The following is a 16,819-nucleotide window of genomic DNA, read 5'->3' on the forward strand; positions in this document are numbered from 1 at the left end:
TACCCCGTCTAAACACCCACCCGACAAAGTCAGGCAGATGTGGGTATTCTCATTAGGGTGAACACTATTTTTCATGTTCACCGTCCACTTTTTTCCATTGATTACCTGTGAAATCAAAATAAACACCATTCTCTTCAGTTAACAAGCAGAATTGCACCTGGTAATGCACTAAAGGTGATGGTACTGATTTCTAGAAAGCTACTACCAATTTGTTAGAATTCCGAACAGGTTTTGAATGCTCGAATTCGGCCAACAAGAGTCCCTCGCTAATTTCTAGTGAACGGCTGAATATCAATTAAAAGCAGTCATTCAGTGAAAGTCCGCAATCCACTGCTATGAGGCTCTAAGCGATATTTGCCTAGCGAACGTACGTAGACATTGCTCTGACACCGGAGACAAATGTCGACATAACTTATGGTCTAGGTAAAAGCTTACAAAAAAATCAGCTTTGGCTGGCATACAGCGGTCATTTATTGAGTCACAATGATGCCATGTATCATATGTTGGATTATGACGGGCTTCTCAAGTTGACATCTTATGGCAAATACCGGTCATAAGATTTGAGTAGTTGAGCGGAACTACGCTCAAGCAAGAGAATCATGTCTGTAGGGATTTGCACTCGAACAATACAGCAGAATGATTTTAAGAAGGTGGCTTCGCTTAGCGGCGAGTTCGTTCCTGCAGCGTGTGCCAACCAGCTGCATCGTGAAATGCCATTCGCCAGATGATCAAATTATTGGCATTTATTTATAAGCACTACCTTAACACACATCATCGTACAACTTTTTAGGGCCAACCCATGCTCCCAAACCCAGCTAATCGCCTCTCAAACCTGAATTTCGCCCCGATTGCGGCCTTTGGTGCGCTGTGCGTCATCCTGATAACCGCCTGTACCGCAAGCCTTAACGGCTCGACCTCTCAGCCTAGCGCGGTGCAGACAGTGACCACACTCAGCTCTTCGCCTAGCGTTGCAGAGCTTTTCGTCCATTCCGGTCTGCCTGAAGCGCCGGTGCCCATCGGCGGTACCCCCAGCGAGTCTGATAACCGCGCGTTTGCTGAGGCCTTAAAGCAGTTTGCCGCCCTTTCCTCTGCGGATGACATGAGCGCATTGGCAGCTTATCTTGAAGCCTATCCTCAAAGTCCCTGGCGCATTTCCGTGCTCACCAATTTAGGGCTCATGCACTACAACTCGGCACGCTTTAGCTCGGCGCTTGCCGCTTTCAATGCTGCATGGAACGAAGGCAAACGGATCGATGCTACCGGCCCCGGCAAGGCCGTGGTGGATCGCGCTTTGGGCGAACTGGTGCGGATGCATGCACGGCTCGGCCACAAAGACGATCTGCGCCTGTTGTTTTTAGAAATCGAAGGCCGCCCTTTGACAGGGGCTTCGACGGAGTACATTGCCGGCGCCAAGGAAGGTTTGTGGATGATGGACAACGAGCCGGACGTCGCTTATTTATGCGGCCCCAAAGCCTTGGAAAGCATTATCGACCATACTCATCCGCAAGGCGCTAAGCGCGAGGACGTTGAGGCTGCCCGTTCAGGTCCTCAGGGCTATTCCCTGGATCAAGTTGAAGCATTGGCTAAGCAGTCGAATTTATCCTATCGCATGGTCAAGCGAGAACCCGGTGCGCACTTAGTGATGCCGTCCGTGGTGCATTGGAAATCCAACCACTATGCCGCATTGCTCGAACAACAAGGCGACCGCCTGCACATTAAAGATCCGACCTTCGGTGGCGACCTTTGGGTTAGCCGCAAATCTTTGGAGCAAGAAGCCTCTGGTTATATGTTGATTCCGGAGGGCAAGCTGACCCAGGGTTACGCCCCGGTCACTTTGGCCGAGGCGGGTAAAATCTATGGACGCGGCTACACTGGCAGCTCCGATAACAACGCCACCACGCCTGACGAGGATAAAGCCAAGCCGCCTTGCTCCACGCCGATGTGCCAGTACAACTTCCATACCTTACTGGTCAGTCTCAATATTGAAGATACGCCGGTCGGTTATGCACCGCCTGTCGGCCCATCCGTCCGTTTCACCGTTACCTACAACCAGCGGGAAGCCAACCAGCCGGCCAACTTCACCTATGCCAATTTAGGCGCCAAATGGACTTTCAACTGGCTCAGCTATCTTGAGGACGACCCTAGCTTTGCTGCCCGCGACATTAAGCGCTACGTTGCCGGCGGTGGTGCGGAAATGCACACCGGCTATAGCGCCGCCAGCCAAAGCTATGCGCCGCAGGTCACATCGCATTCGGTGCTGGTGCGTACCTCAACCGTGCCGGTGCGTTATGAATTACGCTGGCCGGATGGCAGTGTCGACATTTTTGCCCAGCCCGGCGGTGGCAGCGTTTATCCGCGAAAAGTATTTTTGACGGAAAAACGCGATGCACAAGGTAATACGGTAACCTTAAGCTACGACAGCAGCCTTCGTATTGTCCAAATCACCGACGCACTCGGGCAGAATACGGCGATCGCTTATGAAAATGGCGTCGATCCCTACAAAATTACCAAGGTCACAGACCCGTTCGGGCGCTCTGCCGCGTTTGTCTATAACAACGCCGGACAATTGACGTCCATTACCGATGTTATCGGTATCCAATCCCAACTGGCGTATGGCGCCAACCAATTTATCAATGGCTTAACTACGCCTTACGGCACCACCGCTTTTGCCTATGGCGAAAACGGCACATCCCGCTGGCTGGAAGCTACCGACAGCCAAGGCGACAAAGAGCGCCTCGAATACTTGCATGGCGCCCCCGGCATTCCTTTTAGCGAATCGGTCGTGCCGCAAGGGCTTACGCCGGTCTTCAACGCCTATATTAATGCCCGCAACAGCTTTTATTGGGATAAGCATGCGATGAAAATGGCGCCGGGCGATTACAGCAAAGCCCGCCTGACGCACTGGTTGCACGGCGTTAATTCCTCGGTCTCGGTGGCCGTTAAAGAAAGCGAAAAACAACCCTTGGAAAATCGCGTTTGGTATAGCTATCCAGGCCAAACCTGGGGCGGCGGCACTGTTCCCGGCATGCTCGAAAAGCCCAAGCAAGTCGCCCGGGTGCTCGACGACGGTTCCACGCAACTGTATCAGTACAGCTATAACGCCTTGGGCAAAGTGACCCAAGCAATTGATCCTTTAGGACGCAAGACTGTGTACGAATACAGTAGCGACGGCATCGATCTGTTGCGCATTAAGCAAAAAAACGGTATAGGCTACGATCTGCTCGCCGAACTCACCTATAACGCCCAACACCGCCCGCTGACCTATCAAGATGCCAGTGGCGCGATTACCACAATCAACTGGAACAGCGCCGGACAGTTGCTTAGCGCCACCAACGCCTTGAACGAAACCACCCGATACGAATACGATACCCAAGGCTATTTGCTTCGCGAGGTCAACCCTTTAGGCCGCACTCAGGTCAGTTACACCTATGACAATATGGGGCGCATTGCCACAGCGACGGACGACAGCGCTTATACGCTCAGCTACAATTACGATGCGATTGACCGGGTGACGCAAATTACTTATCCTGACGGCACTCACCGCACTCTCGGTTACGACAAGCTGGATCTGGTCAGTGATAGCGACCGGCTAGGCCACACCAGCCAATACCTCTACAACGGACAACGTCAGCTCGTACAAAGCACCGATGCGCTGAACCAGATAACCCGCTATACCTGGTGCGGCTGCGGCAGCTTGGCCAGCTTGACCGACCCATTAGGTCAAGCCACGACTTTTAGCCACGACGTCCAAGGTCGGCTCATCGGCAAGCGCTATGCAGACGGCCAGGGACTGGACTACTTCTATGAGAACACCACCAGCCGGCTGAAAACCAAGATTGACGGCCTGCTGCAAGAGAGCCGCTACAGCTACGCCAAAGACAACGCGCTGCTTCGCATTGTTTATGCCAACGCGCAAAACCCGACGCCTGCGCGTAATTTTCAATACGACAGCGCCTACCCCCGCCTGATTGCCTTCGATAACGGCCAAGGGCAAACCACATTAAGCTATCATCCCGTGGGCATGCCCGGTGCCGGGCGTTTGGCGAGGGAAGCCAGCCCTGATGCCTTTACCGTCGCCTATGGCTACGACGCGTTAACACGTCCATACAGCACCGCGCTGATCAAACCCGACGCCAGCCAGACGGTCAACACCATCAGCTACGATGCCCTAGGCCGCATTATCAGCAACGACACTGATCTCGGCCCGTTCCAATACCTTTATGAGGCCGACTCCACACGCCTGCAACAAACGGCTTACCCGAACAACACCCAAAGCCAAGCTACCTACTTTGATGCCTTGGGCGATTTCCGCATCAAAACCTTCAACCACGTCGACAGCCGAGGCAATTTGCTGATCGGCAATGCTTACAGCTACGACGCCACCGGCCAGATCGTCAGCTGGCAACGCTCAGGACTGGAAACCGCTCAACAAAGCTTTGCTTACGATGCCATCGGCCAATTGCTCAAAGTCACCGATGGCAGCAGCAGAGGCCGACGCGGAGCCATCCCGGCGATTCCCGCCGTGCCCGGCGGCCGGAGCCCTGCCGCAACGCCCGCTGTGCCCGCTGTGCCGCCGACGCCCGGCCACGGCGGCAGCAGTGCCGCCGCTTTTGCCTACGCCTATGACGCCGCCGGCAACCGTTCTCTGGAAACCATCGCCAGCCGCAGTACCAACGCCGCCTACAACAACGTCAACCAATTGTTGAGCAACGGCAGCGACAGCTACAGTTACGACCTGGAAGGCAATCAAAGTGAGCGGCAAAGCTCGACGCTCGGTAACCGCCGATACCTTTGGGATGCCGAGAATCGTCTGATCGCCGTCGAAGATCCTGCCAATATGACAACGAGCAGTGAGTTCGGTTATGACGCCCTGGATCGCAGAATCAGTCTTCAGGACCAAAGCAACGGTGTCCTGACCCGAGATTTACGTCTCGTCTATTGCGGCACGACACTGTGCGGCAAGCAAGACAACCTGACCGGCAGCGTCACCCGCTACTACGGCGACGGCGAAAGCCGGGACGGAGTAGGTTTTTACTATCACCGCGACCATTTAGCTTCGGTGCGCGCTGTCACCGATGCCGCAGGAAGCCTCAAAGCCGGCTATCGCTACGACCCTTACGGACGCCGTACCGTGCTGTCAGGTTCTTCAGCCGACAGCGACTTCGGCTATACCGGCCATTTCAGCCACCAGGCCAGCGGCCTTGCGCTGGCACCGTACCGGGCTTATGATGCGGACATCGGCCGATGGGTCAGCCGCGATCCGATTGCGGAAAGGGGGGGCGTTAATCTTTATGCCTATGTTCGGAATAATCCGCTTAGTTACGTTGATCCTGACGGATTAACGGCACAAGGTACCGCGAACGGAGCAGCAATTGGTGCAAGCGTAGCTGCTGCAGCATCAATTGTTGTCGATGCTGCTACTGGCGGTATAAATATTGCTGCTACACCTGCCGAAATTGCTGCGGCAACTGCTGCTGGAGCTGCTGTTGGAGATATTGTTTCTGATTTTGTTAACAATGTTTCTGATGCCTTAGATAATATCTATAATTCAAATAATGACCTAACAAGTAGTATTGGAAAAATTTCTGACGCAACTGGTTTATCTCCTCAAGAAGTTAGAGATAGAATTCATGACGCTAAAAAGAATCTACCCAAAAGTACAAAGAAAAGAAATCCAGATTGTCAGGTTGATGTAAAAACGGGTGAAATTTACCCAGAAATCCCCGGTGGAGGAGTTGGAGACTCTATCGGAAACATTTTTTGATGAATGAGCTTTTAAAATATGGTAGCTACTGAAAAAGAATCGAAAGTAACCTTACGCATTTCCAGTAGCATGCATTCGCTACTAGAAATAATCGACATTATTGGAGAAATTCCTTCAAAAGGATATGAAAAAGGAGATGTAATTAGTGCTAAGAGCTTAACGCAACGATACAGAGAAGAATCTCTTTGGTTTTTGGAGAGTGGATTGCATCAAAGCGCTACAATAGATGAGCATCTGTTAAAAGTTAGTGAGTTCATTGATACTCATTTTGATAAGTTAAAAAAACTTATCTCAATCGGCTGCGATATTACATTGTATTGCTGTTTTACAACTTATAATGGGCAAGGTGGATTTGTATTAACGAATGAGATTATTAAGAAGTTTTCTACTTTGCCCATAGATATTGTATTTGATTTATATTCGATTGATAGCTAAATCCGGAAGGAAAAAGACGGGGTCTACCATTGTATTTGTAGGTGACACCCTTGTTAAGAAATCATAATATACCTTTTGACGAGGGTGTGGCTCTTAGGGTCCGCAACTTAGGATAGCTCGGCCTTGAAATGCCGCCCTCGAAAAAGACGGGATCAGGCCTTACATTTGACACGTGAGTCATGTTGACTTAACTTTTGGTCAGTTTAATTTCATATTGGATGTACAGATGGCAAGGCCTTTAATAATTGAGTTTGTCGGGACGCTGTATCATGTGACTGCGCGAGGCAACGCTCGGGAAGATATCTATCGTGATGATGTGGATCGTCAGCAGTCTTTAATGAGGCTGCAAAATACGGTCAATCGCTATATTAGTATTGCCATGCTTATTGCTTGATGGACAATCACTACCATTTGCTGGTTGAAACCAATACCCCAACCTTGTCCAAAGGCATGAAGCTCCTCAATGGCACATATACCCAATATTTCAATTGACAGTATCACCGTGTCGGCCATGTGTTTCAAGGCCGATTCAAGGCCATACTGGTACAGAAAGATTCCCACTTGCAGGAATTGGCGCGTTACATTGCTTTGAGTCCGGTGCGTGCTCAGATGGTGCATAGTGCAAAAGAGTGGCAGTGGAGCAGTTATCGTGCAACGGCCGGATACGATGAGTAAGCTGCCGTTGGGAAATCCGAGTTGAGTGGCTCTTGTGGGTCGTTGTCTGCCTTTCACTACCAATCCTGTAAACACATTAGGTAAAGTGTGACTCGCTGACCGTGGCGCATGCCGATAACTTATTTTATTAACACTGAGTAATGATTACCTAGCTGCATTTTACAATCGCCAACTCATTCCAATGGGTTGTGTAACATTTTGACATGCGTTCGGGCTGGAACTGCCAGCTTTTATTGTTTAATCCTGTTGCGGCGATGGCTACGGATTTAGGAAACCGATGATTGATTTTATCAAAGCAGGCCATTAATTCCCGCTCCTTCGAAGACTTCAGGTTGGCAAATAAATCCGCCTGACCGGGCAGGCTATTGGGGTGAAGGCCACTTAATTGGATACCACATTTCTGGTATCGATAACCCTCCTTGTAAATGCCCTGCAATAATTGCGTGGCTGCATTGATTATCCGGCGTGTATCTAGCGTGCCTATGGCCAATTTCAAAGTGGCTGAACGCTGATATTGCGGCTCTTGGGGATTAAACGGGTTAGTCCTGATAAACACGGTTAAACGATCGGCCGTCGAATCCTGTGCTCTAAGCTTTTCCGCCGCCCGGCTGCAGAACTCGGCTAAAGCTTCGGATAATTCCTTTAAATTATCCAAAGGCCGCTTAAAACTTCGGGAACACATGATTTCTTGTTTGTCCGGCGCTATTTCAACAAGCTCCAGACAGGAAATGCCATTTAGTTCCATGATGGTTCGGGCCAAAACGACACTGTACTGCGCCTGCATGCGCTGGACGGGCTGCTGCGCCAAAGCCCAGACGGTGTCAATGCCAAGTTGCGAGAGCTGCTGACTCAGTCTTGAACCGATACCCCAGACCTCATTGACCGGTAACAGGCGCATTAACCGCTCCCGCCGTTGAGGACAGGACAAATCCACAACACCGTTGGTCTTAGGCCATTTTTTAGCGGCAAAATTTGCCAGCTTTGCTAACGTTTTCGTCGGTCCCATGCCGACGCAAACCGGAATGCCGGTATTTTTCTGAATTGATTGTTTAATAGAGAGGCCATAACCGATAGGGTCTTGTTGACAAATTCCGGTCAAATCCAAGAATGCCTCGTCAATCGAATAAATTTCGGTGCTCGGTGAAAATGTCTCTAACAATGCCATCACTCTGGTTGATATGTCGGCATATAAAGCGAAGTTTGAGGAAAACAAATGGACATCATGTTTTTTAACCAAGTCGGCTACTTGAAACAGCGGCACACCCATTTTGACACCGAGGGATTTTAAAGCCTTATTCCTAGCGATAAAGCAACCATCGTTATTACTGAGTACGCCTACCGGCTTGTCCCATAAATCCGGGCGAAATAGGCACTCGCAACTGACATAAAATGAATTACAATCGACGAGTGCGATTAGAGGCTTCATTACAGCGGATGGATGACAGTGGTCACGACACCCCAGATCACCAGCTCAAGCTCTTCGAAGATGGCAATATCGGGATAATCCGGATTTTCCGCTTTCAGTTGCCATTGGCCATGATGCCGATCCAGGCGCTTGACGGTCAGCTCGCCATTCAGCGCGCAAATGACAATTTTCCCCGGCACCGGCTCAATGGAGCGATCCACGACCAGAATATCGTTGGGATGAATGCCGGCCCCCAACATCGATTGACCTTGAGCACGGACAAAGAACGTGGCCGCAGGCTTTTGCACCAGTAGCTCATTCAAGTCCAGGGTTTTCTCGACATAATCGTCGGCAGGCGACGGAAATCCGGCCGCGACTTTGCCGACAAACAGCGGCAGTGGTATGCTGCGTACCGTTTTAGCCGGATAACGGATAGACGTTGCCGCCGAAAAGAGAAGTAATTGATCCATCATGAAACCTTTATTTTCTTGTTCTTGTTTGGTTCTCTATTCTATGTCGTTATTGATGAGCTTACAAACTATGAAAAAGGAGAATGGATGAAAGCATTAACCCGGCGGCAGCGGGAAATCTTTGATTTCCTGCGCGACAACCCTGAGGCATTTCCTCATCCGCCGACACTGGATGAGCTTTGTGCGGCGCTGGGCAGGTCCTCACGCGGCTCATTGCATAAGCATATTGCCGCGTTAATTGACGCGGGCCTGGTAGACTCTTTCGCTGGCAATAAACAGGGCGGCATCCGCCTGACCGCACAGGCACAACGCGATTACGTGGCCTGCGAGCACGCCCTGCCGTTGGTCGGCAGGATTGCGGCCGGCCAACCGATGGAAGCCCTGGAGAACATCAGTTACGTCGCCGTTCCGGACATGCTCAAAAGCGATAAGCCTTGCTACGTACTGCAGATCAAAGGCGACTCCATGGTGGAAGCCGGCATTGTTGACAGTGACTGGGTGGTCATCGAGCAGCGCAGTGTTGCCCGCAACGGGGAGATCGTGGTGGCGTTGATAGAAGGATCGGAAGCCACGTTGAAATACCTCGAGCAGTCGCCAGATAAAGTCATGTTGCTGCCCGCCAATGCCTCAATGGAAGCGATGGCTTACAGGCCTGAGCAGGTAGAAATCCAAGGGGTGTTGGTCGGGCAAATGCGCAGTTATCGCTCCCGTTAATTGAAAAACTTAACTCTGATGAGTGGCAAACCGTGAAAGCCGTTTCCAATCGAGTCAATTGTACCGATTAATTTTGAGGCCGTGAGCTGACCGAAAGGCATCGGTGCCTAACAAAATCAGGATTTGCTCGGCTATGAATATTTTTAAACGCGCCCGCACGCGCTACATTCTGCATCGTCATGCTATTGGCCATGATCTTTGGTCGGCAACGGTCGAAAAACTGGCCCTGTTGCAAGGCATGACGGCGGTTGAGAAAGCGCACTTGCGAGAGCTGAGTACGCTGTTTTTGTATGAAAAAAAGTTCTTTGGCGCTCAGGCGTTTGTGCTCACCGACGCAATGTGTTTGACCATCGCGATCCAGGCCTGCCTTCCGATACTGGGGCTTGGGCTTGGCTGTTTGTCAGGCTGGACCGAAATCATCGTTTATCCGGGGGCGTTTCGGATCAGCCGGGACGAGACTGATGAGGCCGGCGTTGTACATCATCAGGAACAGGCGCTGGTCGGCGAATCCTGGTCGCGAGGACCGCTGATCTTGTCATGGGACGAGGTGGAGTGGGATAGGCAGGAACAACAATCCGGCCGTAATGTCATTATTCATGAAATTGCCCATAAGCTGGATACGTTAAACGGCAGCGCCAATGGTTATCCGCCTCTGCATTATGGCATGGACGTCACGCAGTGGACAGCTTCGATGAGTACCGCCTATCAGTCACTGGTTCGGCGAGTTGAACATCACCATCGTGCCTGCATCAATCCTTATGCGGCAACGAATCCGGCGGAGTTTTTTGCGGTCATCAGTGAATATTTTTTTTGCGCGCCTGAAACCCTGCATACGCACTTTGCCGATGTTTACCAGCAACTTCAGCTTTATTACCGGCAGGATTCGTTGCGGCGTGTTCATGATGCGAACAACTGAAGGGTTAAGCTGTTCGGTCGTGGGTCAGTCTGGGCCAATTTCTGCCGGTCGCGATTGGCCGCTTTATGGCGATGAATGGTGCAAAGAGCCGAGACCAGCGCCCGGCCTTCGCCCGCATGATGCAAGACGCAACACGGCGGCGGTTCGATGTGATCGTTGCGTGGTCGGTAGACAGGCTGGGTCGGTCGCTGCAAGACCTAGCGTCCTTCCTCAACGAACTACATGCTCTCGGCATAGACCTTTATCTACATCAGCAAGCACCCGATACTAGTACCCCGTTGGGTCGTGCCATGCAACTATAGTTGGCCGATCTTGGCTCTCTTGACTGGCAATTTTCAACGCCTTTTTACATTCCCTAGCTCTAGGATGTCGTCCAGATGAGACACACGAGACAGCCCTCTTCCAACGCTAAATCGTCTACAGCCATGAAGCTGTAGACGATTTTCCTGTGCACTGACAAAATGGGTGACGTCTGTCTGTCTACTGGGCTCTTGTAAATTTCATTTTTTCATTTTTTCTTTTTATTTTTTCTAATGAAAATCACTAAGACAGACAGACATGATGTTGCCCTTTGCGCTGTATCGACGAGATTGTTTCCATGGATGGGTAAAAAATATATCCAGTGTAGCCATTTTTAGCTTTCCAACACTGAATGGTATAGATAGCTCAATCCTTGACGGGACTTTCATTTGGGCTCTCCGACTTAGTCACCTCCATACGTAATTCCTCAACTAGCTGCCAAAGTGAGCGAATTAGCTCATCCTTCTGCGCATGAGTGCATCGGGCAAGATTAGGCAGAGAAACTGTATCTTTATCAACTAAATACTTTCCTTTAGTCTCAATGGAAAGGTTGTCTTCCAGGTGAAAACAAACATCCTGAATCTTCTTCGAAGCCCGCTTTAGCACTTCAATGTCAAGACGATCATCACCAGCATATTCTTTAGGCATGTCGTCCACGACATGCCAATCTTTTCTGCTCAATGCCATCTTTAAAGCAGATCTGTAGGGGACGTGCAGCAAAATTGTCTGATGCTCCTTTCTACTGGTGTCGTCACGAACAAACACTTCGATATGATCTAAGAACTTTTCCCAACTGCCTTTGGCGATCATTTGGTCACGGATTGACATGCTAAAAAGATCCTTCTTCTTCCATGATTGCGCAAGTTTCTCAAGATGAAAAAGCAACCAGTGCCGCTCAAGATGGTAAGCCACGAACAGTAGCCGCTTCCCGATTCGTCCGCCAGCCTGAGGCGTCCGGTAGCTAACAGGATAGGCTCGTATGGAAATATGCTCGACCTGCCCGGTTTCTGAACCAAGCGACTGCCGTATTTCCTCATAAGCCGGCCCCTCCATATCAAGAACACGGCTTCTAAATAATCCCCTCTCTTTTGCTGAAGCCCAGGAAATGTCGGCAGTTGTTTGCTTGGCCCAGTAGCTGATCCATTGGTCCCTGTTTTTGGACGGTATGTGTTTTTGATTTGTCCAATAACGCTTCATGCTGTGAAAGATATTAACTATCTCACGGTTTGGCAGCAGGGACAGGGCCAGCAACTCGGGCACAATCAGCCGAAAGACCTTTTCGGGAGAAATCGATGACTGAGTTTTTTTTAACAAATGGAGCGCAACATATTGAGAATTTTCGGCCGGATAGCCTGGTGACTTGTCACTCATACGTTTTATAAATCAATAAAGTAATTAGAAACAGTACCTCATTATAACCACATCGGTGTTATTCGCTAGGATATCCTGGCACGGGACGCGTAAGACCATTTTTTCCCAGGACATCCATGGGTAAAAAAATCTAAAAATTTGTCATAATTTCGTCTCCCCTAGCAATCACCAGTTTATTTTTATCTTATCTTTCAAGCGCTTGTGTATTGATAACCATTTTTTTTCGAGTACACTTAAGCACGCATCAACTTGATGCATCGATGCAGCACTTACTGCTTCGATTGGACTTTTTAAAAAAAATTGGAGAAAAAATGGCCGAGCGCATGAGCGTTTCATCCTACCGGCACAATGTCGGAGAGAATTATATCGATGATTACATCCGCGCTGTTGAGAGCGCGGGAAATGCTTTATCAAGTTATGACTACCTGGCAAATATTGATCGATTTCGCCACCGGGGCAGCGGCAACCTCCTGAAAGAGAGGGCTCTTGTGCATCTTCTAGGCAGAACAATACCTAAAAATATGCCAATTGCCGAGGCACTCTACACTGAAGCATTGGGTATTCGTCAGTATGCAAGTGTAACATTCGCTCCTGGCCAATCAGCGGATGTCATTACGCAAGGGCAGTTGGAGCTTAATACCTGGGTTCCGTCAGCCATCACAGCCATCGAAGGCGACGCAACAATGTTTCTGGATTTGGTCGATCTGATCTTTGATCATGATTCAGAAGCCGTGGCGTTTTTCTTGGATGCGATTGCAGCACTGGTGCAGAAGCCTGGCGTTAAGTGGGCGTTCATGATCCTGATCATCGGGCCGCAGGGCATTGGTAAAAGTCTACTCTGCGAAATGGTTGCTGAACTGGTTGGGCATTCAAACGTAGCATTTCCAACCCATGAGGTGTTGAAAAGCCCGTTTACTGGCTGGCTCATGAATGCATATGTTGTTATCTTCCACGAACTCGACCGGATGGGCCGCGAAGTTGCAACCCGATTGAAACACTGGATCACTTCAGAAACCTTGCTGATCAACTCTAAAAATGTACCAGAATTCCATATCCGGAATTATGCAAACATTTTGGCTTGCTCCAACCACGATGACATCGCCACAATCGAGGAAGATGATCGGCGAATGTTTTCTTGGCTCAGCAAAGCTGAAAAGCAGCCGCCTGATTACTACACACGCCTTTATAACTGGTTTTTTCAGGAAGAAGGTAAATCTGTTGTGCTTGATTTTCTGCTGCGGCGCGACATTTCCAGGTTCAATCCTAATGCCGCCCCTCCCAGAACTGCATGCCGATCCAGACTGATTGAGAACGGGCGTTCAGAATGTGACAACTTTCTGCTAGATGCGCTTGAAAGACACGCACCTCCTTTTGCATCCGATCTCTGCACCGCAACTGAAATCTTGCAGTACTTGCGAGTTCAGCAAATTCGTTGCAGTGATGCTGAGATCCGCCGTTTTCTGCGTCAATATGGAGTTTCAATTGGCCAGACACGGATACGCGGCGATCGTCCTTGCCTATGGGCCGTTCGCGACCATCAACGTTGGGCGTCAGCTCAACAAGAAGAACTCGCCAATGAGTTCGCTCCAGTGTTCGAGCAGACAATGATTCTGCAAGATCAAAACACTACGCAAACCGAGAGATCGGCTCCGATGCCAATACGACTTTCAAATCGCGAGAATAATTGAAAAGCCATCATGATGAAATCTCATGACGCATCCCATCCACATCATCATTTAGTCTTAATAGAAAAATGTAGCTGTGGGACGTAATATGGGCTTTTAATTATGGAATCAACACAAACTTCCGATTCCAAGCCCAGTACACGGCAGAAATAGTATCTGCATATCTTCAATATCATGTATTCGACCGCGCGGCACCTGATTGAAATCAGAGCAGCCTATTTTCACTTATTAGTTATGTTATGGCGGCAAATCGATCTGAAGCATATCAGAATGCCGCCAATTCCACTGAAATCACTTCAGACTGATCTTTAATCTAAATCTGATCAGAACGCCATCCGTTCCAAGACGGATGGCGATTTCATCATGGTGTTCAAATCCGCAGAATTTTCCCGTCCGATCTTGGCTCCATCAGCGTCACCATCGGCGAGCGTCCGGGTAGACGCCAGACTGTGATCAGGCCGTGGGCCTCCAGACGCCGTAGTCCATCGTAGCAAGCATCCCGCGACAGACTGAAACGCGCCATCACCCGCCGCCCCAAGCGCACGCGGGGCCCGCCGCGCACGACGGCCATCCAGGCCAAAGCAATGCCCAGGTGTAACGATTTCCCCGGCACCTTGCCGACTTCGGCCAGCCAATCGTAGCGGATCGGCCGGGGCTCGTTGAATAACGTAGAAAGTAAAAGACGTTTTGTCATGAAAATTCTCCAACCATGATAAGTCAATGGATTGTTAGCTGAGGCAGGCGGCCTCCCCTGTTTTTCACCAAAGCCCCGTCCCGGATCAGCCACGCCCCCACTCTGGCCAGTTGACATTGCCTTAGCGGTACCCAGCCAAATCCATAGTCTGGAGATAATTCATCTGGTTTGACGGCCTGGAATACATCGCTCGGTTACGATAGTGCCGCTATTTTTGCGGAAGCTGGTTTTGGGCATCCGGGCCCAAGCCAGCGTCAAAAATCACGCGGCAGGTGCTTGTTCCAACGGCCCCGAACGTCCTGCTTCTCTTACCCAATACCCGGCAAGGCGTATTGGGCCGCGTTACCCACCGCCAAAACGGCCTCTGGGGGCTTGGGGTGGCCCCCGGCTCGTTTTGACCGTGGATAACACTCTCGTTTGCGCAATGACTCGACACGATGCCGGACAGCCTGCATTTTCACTACGTCAACCGCGCTCCGTTAAAACACATGCACTATCGCTACCGGATGGCTAAACAATCTCCGTTTCGCTTAAGCTCCACTTCCAAGATTATTCAGCGCCTGCAAAATAACTGAATTCCGCCAATCTCGCTTCGACGTAACAGCCTCCTTGTTCATACCTATATTATTACTATGATCCGGCTTCGGCTGGATTGAATAACCCTATCTGTCTTCAGGCAGCGGTTACCTTTTCTCATCACTTACCTTATGGAGATACTCCATGTTTCAACATGATTTAGTCCCGTTAGCGCTGGACTCTGCGAGCAAATATTTGACCGAACCGCCCACGCCCGGCGAAGTGATCGGCGGCGTGATCGGCTCAGCCTATGGCCCCTTCGGCTCGTTCATGGGTGGCACCGTAGGCCGCATGGTCGAGACGAAGCTCTTCGACTAACAGGCCGACCTCATCGAAATAACAATCAGCGTTTTCACGAGGATGACTCCTCGATCAATTGCAATCCCGCATACGCATTTAAAAAGCCCTGTCGATCTTTAGGGTCGACGGGGCTTTTCTTTTTAAGCCAATCCCAGGAGTACTCCTATGACCCAACCCGAAACCCTAACTTCCACCTCAGCCCCTCCGGCGTATCTGTCCTTAAAAGTGGGCCAAGCCGTCAAGACCGGCTCGCGCAGCCAAGGCTATGTGCATTACCGCATCCTGACCGACACGGCCCAGCAACAGCTTTACATCACCCTGATAGGCAATGACGGCGATGGCTGCTACTCGAAAGAAATCGTACCGTTCGACAAGATCGAGCAGTGCCTGCACGGCATCGACACGAGCAAACCCATTGCCTCCAAGCGATTTCAGCCGGCGTTCATCGGCAAGTCCGCCAACAATGCCGGCTTTCTGGCCGCGATTTTGCGAGCCGAATGTCTGTTAGCGCCTGCTCCGGATGCGGTGCACCAACATACGGTCCAGCCGGATTGGCCGGCCTGGAAAACCGCCTTGCTGACCTTGGCGCTTAAAGCCGAGCCTTACCAACCGGAACCGCCTAAACCGCGTATCCGTTCAACCACCCCCGTCCCGGACAGCTCTCATGACCATAAGCCATTTATCGTCCAACACAACCCAGCCGAAAGCCCAATCCCGTCAGTCAGGGCCGAGCTCGCAGCAGAAATCCTCGAAGGCACCCCCACCGCTCACGCCCCATCCGGAGCCGGACTCGATGCCGAATTGGATGATGCTGAAATGGAATGCTTACAACGAAGTGCGCTTGGCGCTGACGGCACTGGTCAGCCAGATGAAGAAGATGTAGACCTTAACAGCCCTGCGGCCACGGTCAAGCTAGCCTCCAAGAAGCCGCGCCCCGGCCAGCGAGCGCAAGCCCGCACAGCGGAGAAACGGTCATGATGGTGCTCCGTGATCCGGCCCAGCTGGCTGTGCCTTATGACTCGTTCGTTTCGGCGCTGTTGATGACCAGCTTATCAACGGTATTAGCCCAGCGCTTTCGGGATATGAGCGACGGCGATTTTTATGATCCGGAAGAACACGGCTATATCGTGATTGCCGAACCCGGCGATGACCCTAAGACCCTGGATGAAGGCACGGGCTGTCCGATCTTCAGCGATTGGTTTGGCGACAGCCGTTATCCGGATTCCGGCTTTGCGCCGTCGTTTGAATACTTGGCCGAGTATCCCTTGTGCTATGAGATGGTGTTCATCGCCAACGATAGCGGTTTTGCGGTGCTGTTGATCGTACCCAAACTGACCGGCATTGATCAGCAATTGCTCAACCTGTGCCGGGAGAATGTCGAGCAAAAAATCGCATAAAACCTAAAACCTAAAACCCATAATGCATCTACTACCCGCGCCAAGGTCAGAACTGCTGACCTTGGCGTTTTTATTTGGAGATCTCGAAAATGACCACGCAACCCCACAACCCGACGT

General features: G+C 50.8%; 15 protein-coding genes. 11 read left to right on the forward strand and 4 right to left on the reverse strand.

Annotated features, from left to right (window positions below):
* Positions 1–799: 799 nt before the first annotated feature.
* The 4 genes from M0R47_RS06820 to M0R47_RS06835 all read left to right on the forward strand — a co-directional run bounded on the left by M0R47_RS06820 (position 800) and on the right by M0R47_RS06835 (position 6,691).
* Positions 800–5,764, forward strand: a complete 4,965-nt coding sequence (locus M0R47_RS06820; RefSeq protein WP_292552222.1) for an RHS repeat-associated core domain-containing protein — start codon at positions 800–802, stop codon at positions 5,762–5,764.
* 18 nt (positions 5,765–5,782) lie between these two features.
* On the forward strand, positions 5,783–6,199 hold the full coding sequence (locus tag M0R47_RS06825; protein ID WP_292552226.1) for a DUF4279 domain-containing protein: 417 nt from the start codon (positions 5,783–5,785) through the stop codon (positions 6,197–6,199).
* 226 nt (positions 6,200–6,425) lie between these two features.
* Positions 6,426–6,593 (forward strand): hypothetical protein, encoded by a 168-nt coding sequence (locus M0R47_RS06830; protein ID WP_292552229.1) that lies wholly within the window; start codon positions 6,426–6,428, stop codon positions 6,591–6,593.
* Positions 6,593–6,691 (forward strand): hypothetical protein, encoded by a 99-nt coding sequence (locus M0R47_RS06835; protein WP_292552232.1) that lies wholly within the window; start codon positions 6,593–6,595, stop codon positions 6,689–6,691. The genes M0R47_RS06830 and M0R47_RS06835 overlap by 1 nt, the downstream gene beginning before the upstream one ends.
* A gap of 331 nt (positions 6,692–7,022) precedes the next feature.
* Here the strand turns inward: M0R47_RS06835 and M0R47_RS06840 are convergent, their stop codons facing one another.
* Together M0R47_RS06840 and umuD are read right to left on the reverse strand one after the other, a co-directional pair.
* Positions 7,023–8,300: a Y-family DNA polymerase gene (locus tag M0R47_RS06840; protein ID WP_292552234.1), complete on the reverse strand. Its 1,278-nt coding sequence runs from the start codon at positions 8,298–8,300 to the stop codon at positions 7,023–7,025.
* Positions 8,300–8,749 carry a translesion error-prone DNA polymerase V autoproteolytic subunit gene (gene umuD / locus M0R47_RS06845; protein ID WP_292552431.1) on the reverse strand — a complete coding sequence of 150 codons (450 nt, stop codon included), beginning with the start codon at positions 8,747–8,749 and terminating at the stop codon, positions 8,300–8,302. Before umuD ends, M0R47_RS06840 begins: the two co-directional genes overlap by 1 nt.
* Positions 8,750–8,836: 87 nt before the next feature.
* On the opposite strand from umuD, the gene lexA reads away from it, so the two are divergent.
* The 3 genes from lexA (at position 8,837) to M0R47_RS06860 (ending at position 10,681) form a co-directional block, all read left to right on the forward strand.
* Positions 8,837–9,463, forward strand: a complete 627-nt coding sequence (gene lexA / locus M0R47_RS06850) for a transcriptional repressor LexA (RefSeq protein WP_292552237.1) — start codon at positions 8,837–8,839, stop codon at positions 9,461–9,463.
* Between the two features lie 133 nt (positions 9,464–9,596).
* Positions 9,597–10,379 (forward strand): M90 family metallopeptidase, encoded by a 783-nt coding sequence (locus tag M0R47_RS06855; protein WP_292552239.1) that lies wholly within the window; start codon positions 9,597–9,599, stop codon positions 10,377–10,379.
* 71 nt (positions 10,380–10,450) lie between these two features.
* Positions 10,451–10,681, forward strand: a complete 231-nt coding sequence (locus M0R47_RS06860) for a recombinase family protein (RefSeq protein WP_292552434.1) — start codon at positions 10,451–10,453, stop codon at positions 10,679–10,681.
* A gap of 364 nt (positions 10,682–11,045) precedes the next feature.
* On the opposite strand, the gene M0R47_RS06865 is transcribed toward M0R47_RS06860, so the two are convergent.
* The gene (locus M0R47_RS06865; protein ID WP_292552241.1) at positions 11,046–12,050 is read right to left on the reverse strand and encodes a hypothetical protein; all 1,005 of its coding nucleotides are present in this window, start codon (positions 12,048–12,050) and stop codon (positions 11,046–11,048) included.
* Between the two features lie 311 nt (positions 12,051–12,361).
* Between M0R47_RS06865 and M0R47_RS06870 the strand changes: the two genes are divergently transcribed.
* Positions 12,362–13,738, forward strand: coding sequence for a primase-helicase family protein (locus M0R47_RS06870; RefSeq protein ID WP_292552244.1), 1,377 nt, complete (start codon positions 12,362–12,364; stop codon positions 13,736–13,738).
* A gap of 367 nt (positions 13,739–14,105) precedes the next feature.
* Here the strand turns inward: M0R47_RS06870 and M0R47_RS06875 are convergent, their stop codons facing one another.
* Positions 14,106–14,429 (reverse strand): hypothetical protein, encoded by a 324-nt coding sequence (locus M0R47_RS06875; RefSeq protein WP_292552247.1) that lies wholly within the window; start codon positions 14,427–14,429, stop codon positions 14,106–14,108.
* Positions 14,430–15,149: 720 nt separating this feature from the next.
* Here M0R47_RS06875 and M0R47_RS06880 point away from each other — a divergent pair.
* The 3 genes from M0R47_RS06880 (at position 15,150) to M0R47_RS06890 (ending at position 16,702) form a co-directional block, all read left to right on the forward strand.
* On the forward strand, positions 15,150–15,323 hold the full coding sequence (locus tag M0R47_RS06880; RefSeq protein ID WP_292552250.1) for a hypothetical protein: 174 nt from the start codon (positions 15,150–15,152) through the stop codon (positions 15,321–15,323).
* A gap of 147 nt (positions 15,324–15,470) precedes the next feature.
* Positions 15,471–16,283 carry a hypothetical protein gene (locus M0R47_RS06885; RefSeq protein WP_292552253.1) on the forward strand — a complete coding sequence of 271 codons (813 nt, stop codon included), beginning with the start codon at positions 15,471–15,473 and terminating at the stop codon, positions 16,281–16,283.
* Positions 16,280–16,702, forward strand: coding sequence for a hypothetical protein (locus tag M0R47_RS06890; RefSeq protein WP_292552255.1), 423 nt, complete (start codon positions 16,280–16,282; stop codon positions 16,700–16,702). Before M0R47_RS06885 ends, M0R47_RS06890 begins: the two co-directional genes overlap by 4 nt.
* The last annotated feature ends 117 nt before the right edge of the window (positions 16,703–16,819 follow it).

This window comes from Methylobacter sp. (assembly GCF_023227905.1).
GTDB lineage: Bacteria > Pseudomonadota > Gammaproteobacteria > Methylococcales > Methylomonadaceae > Methylobacter_A.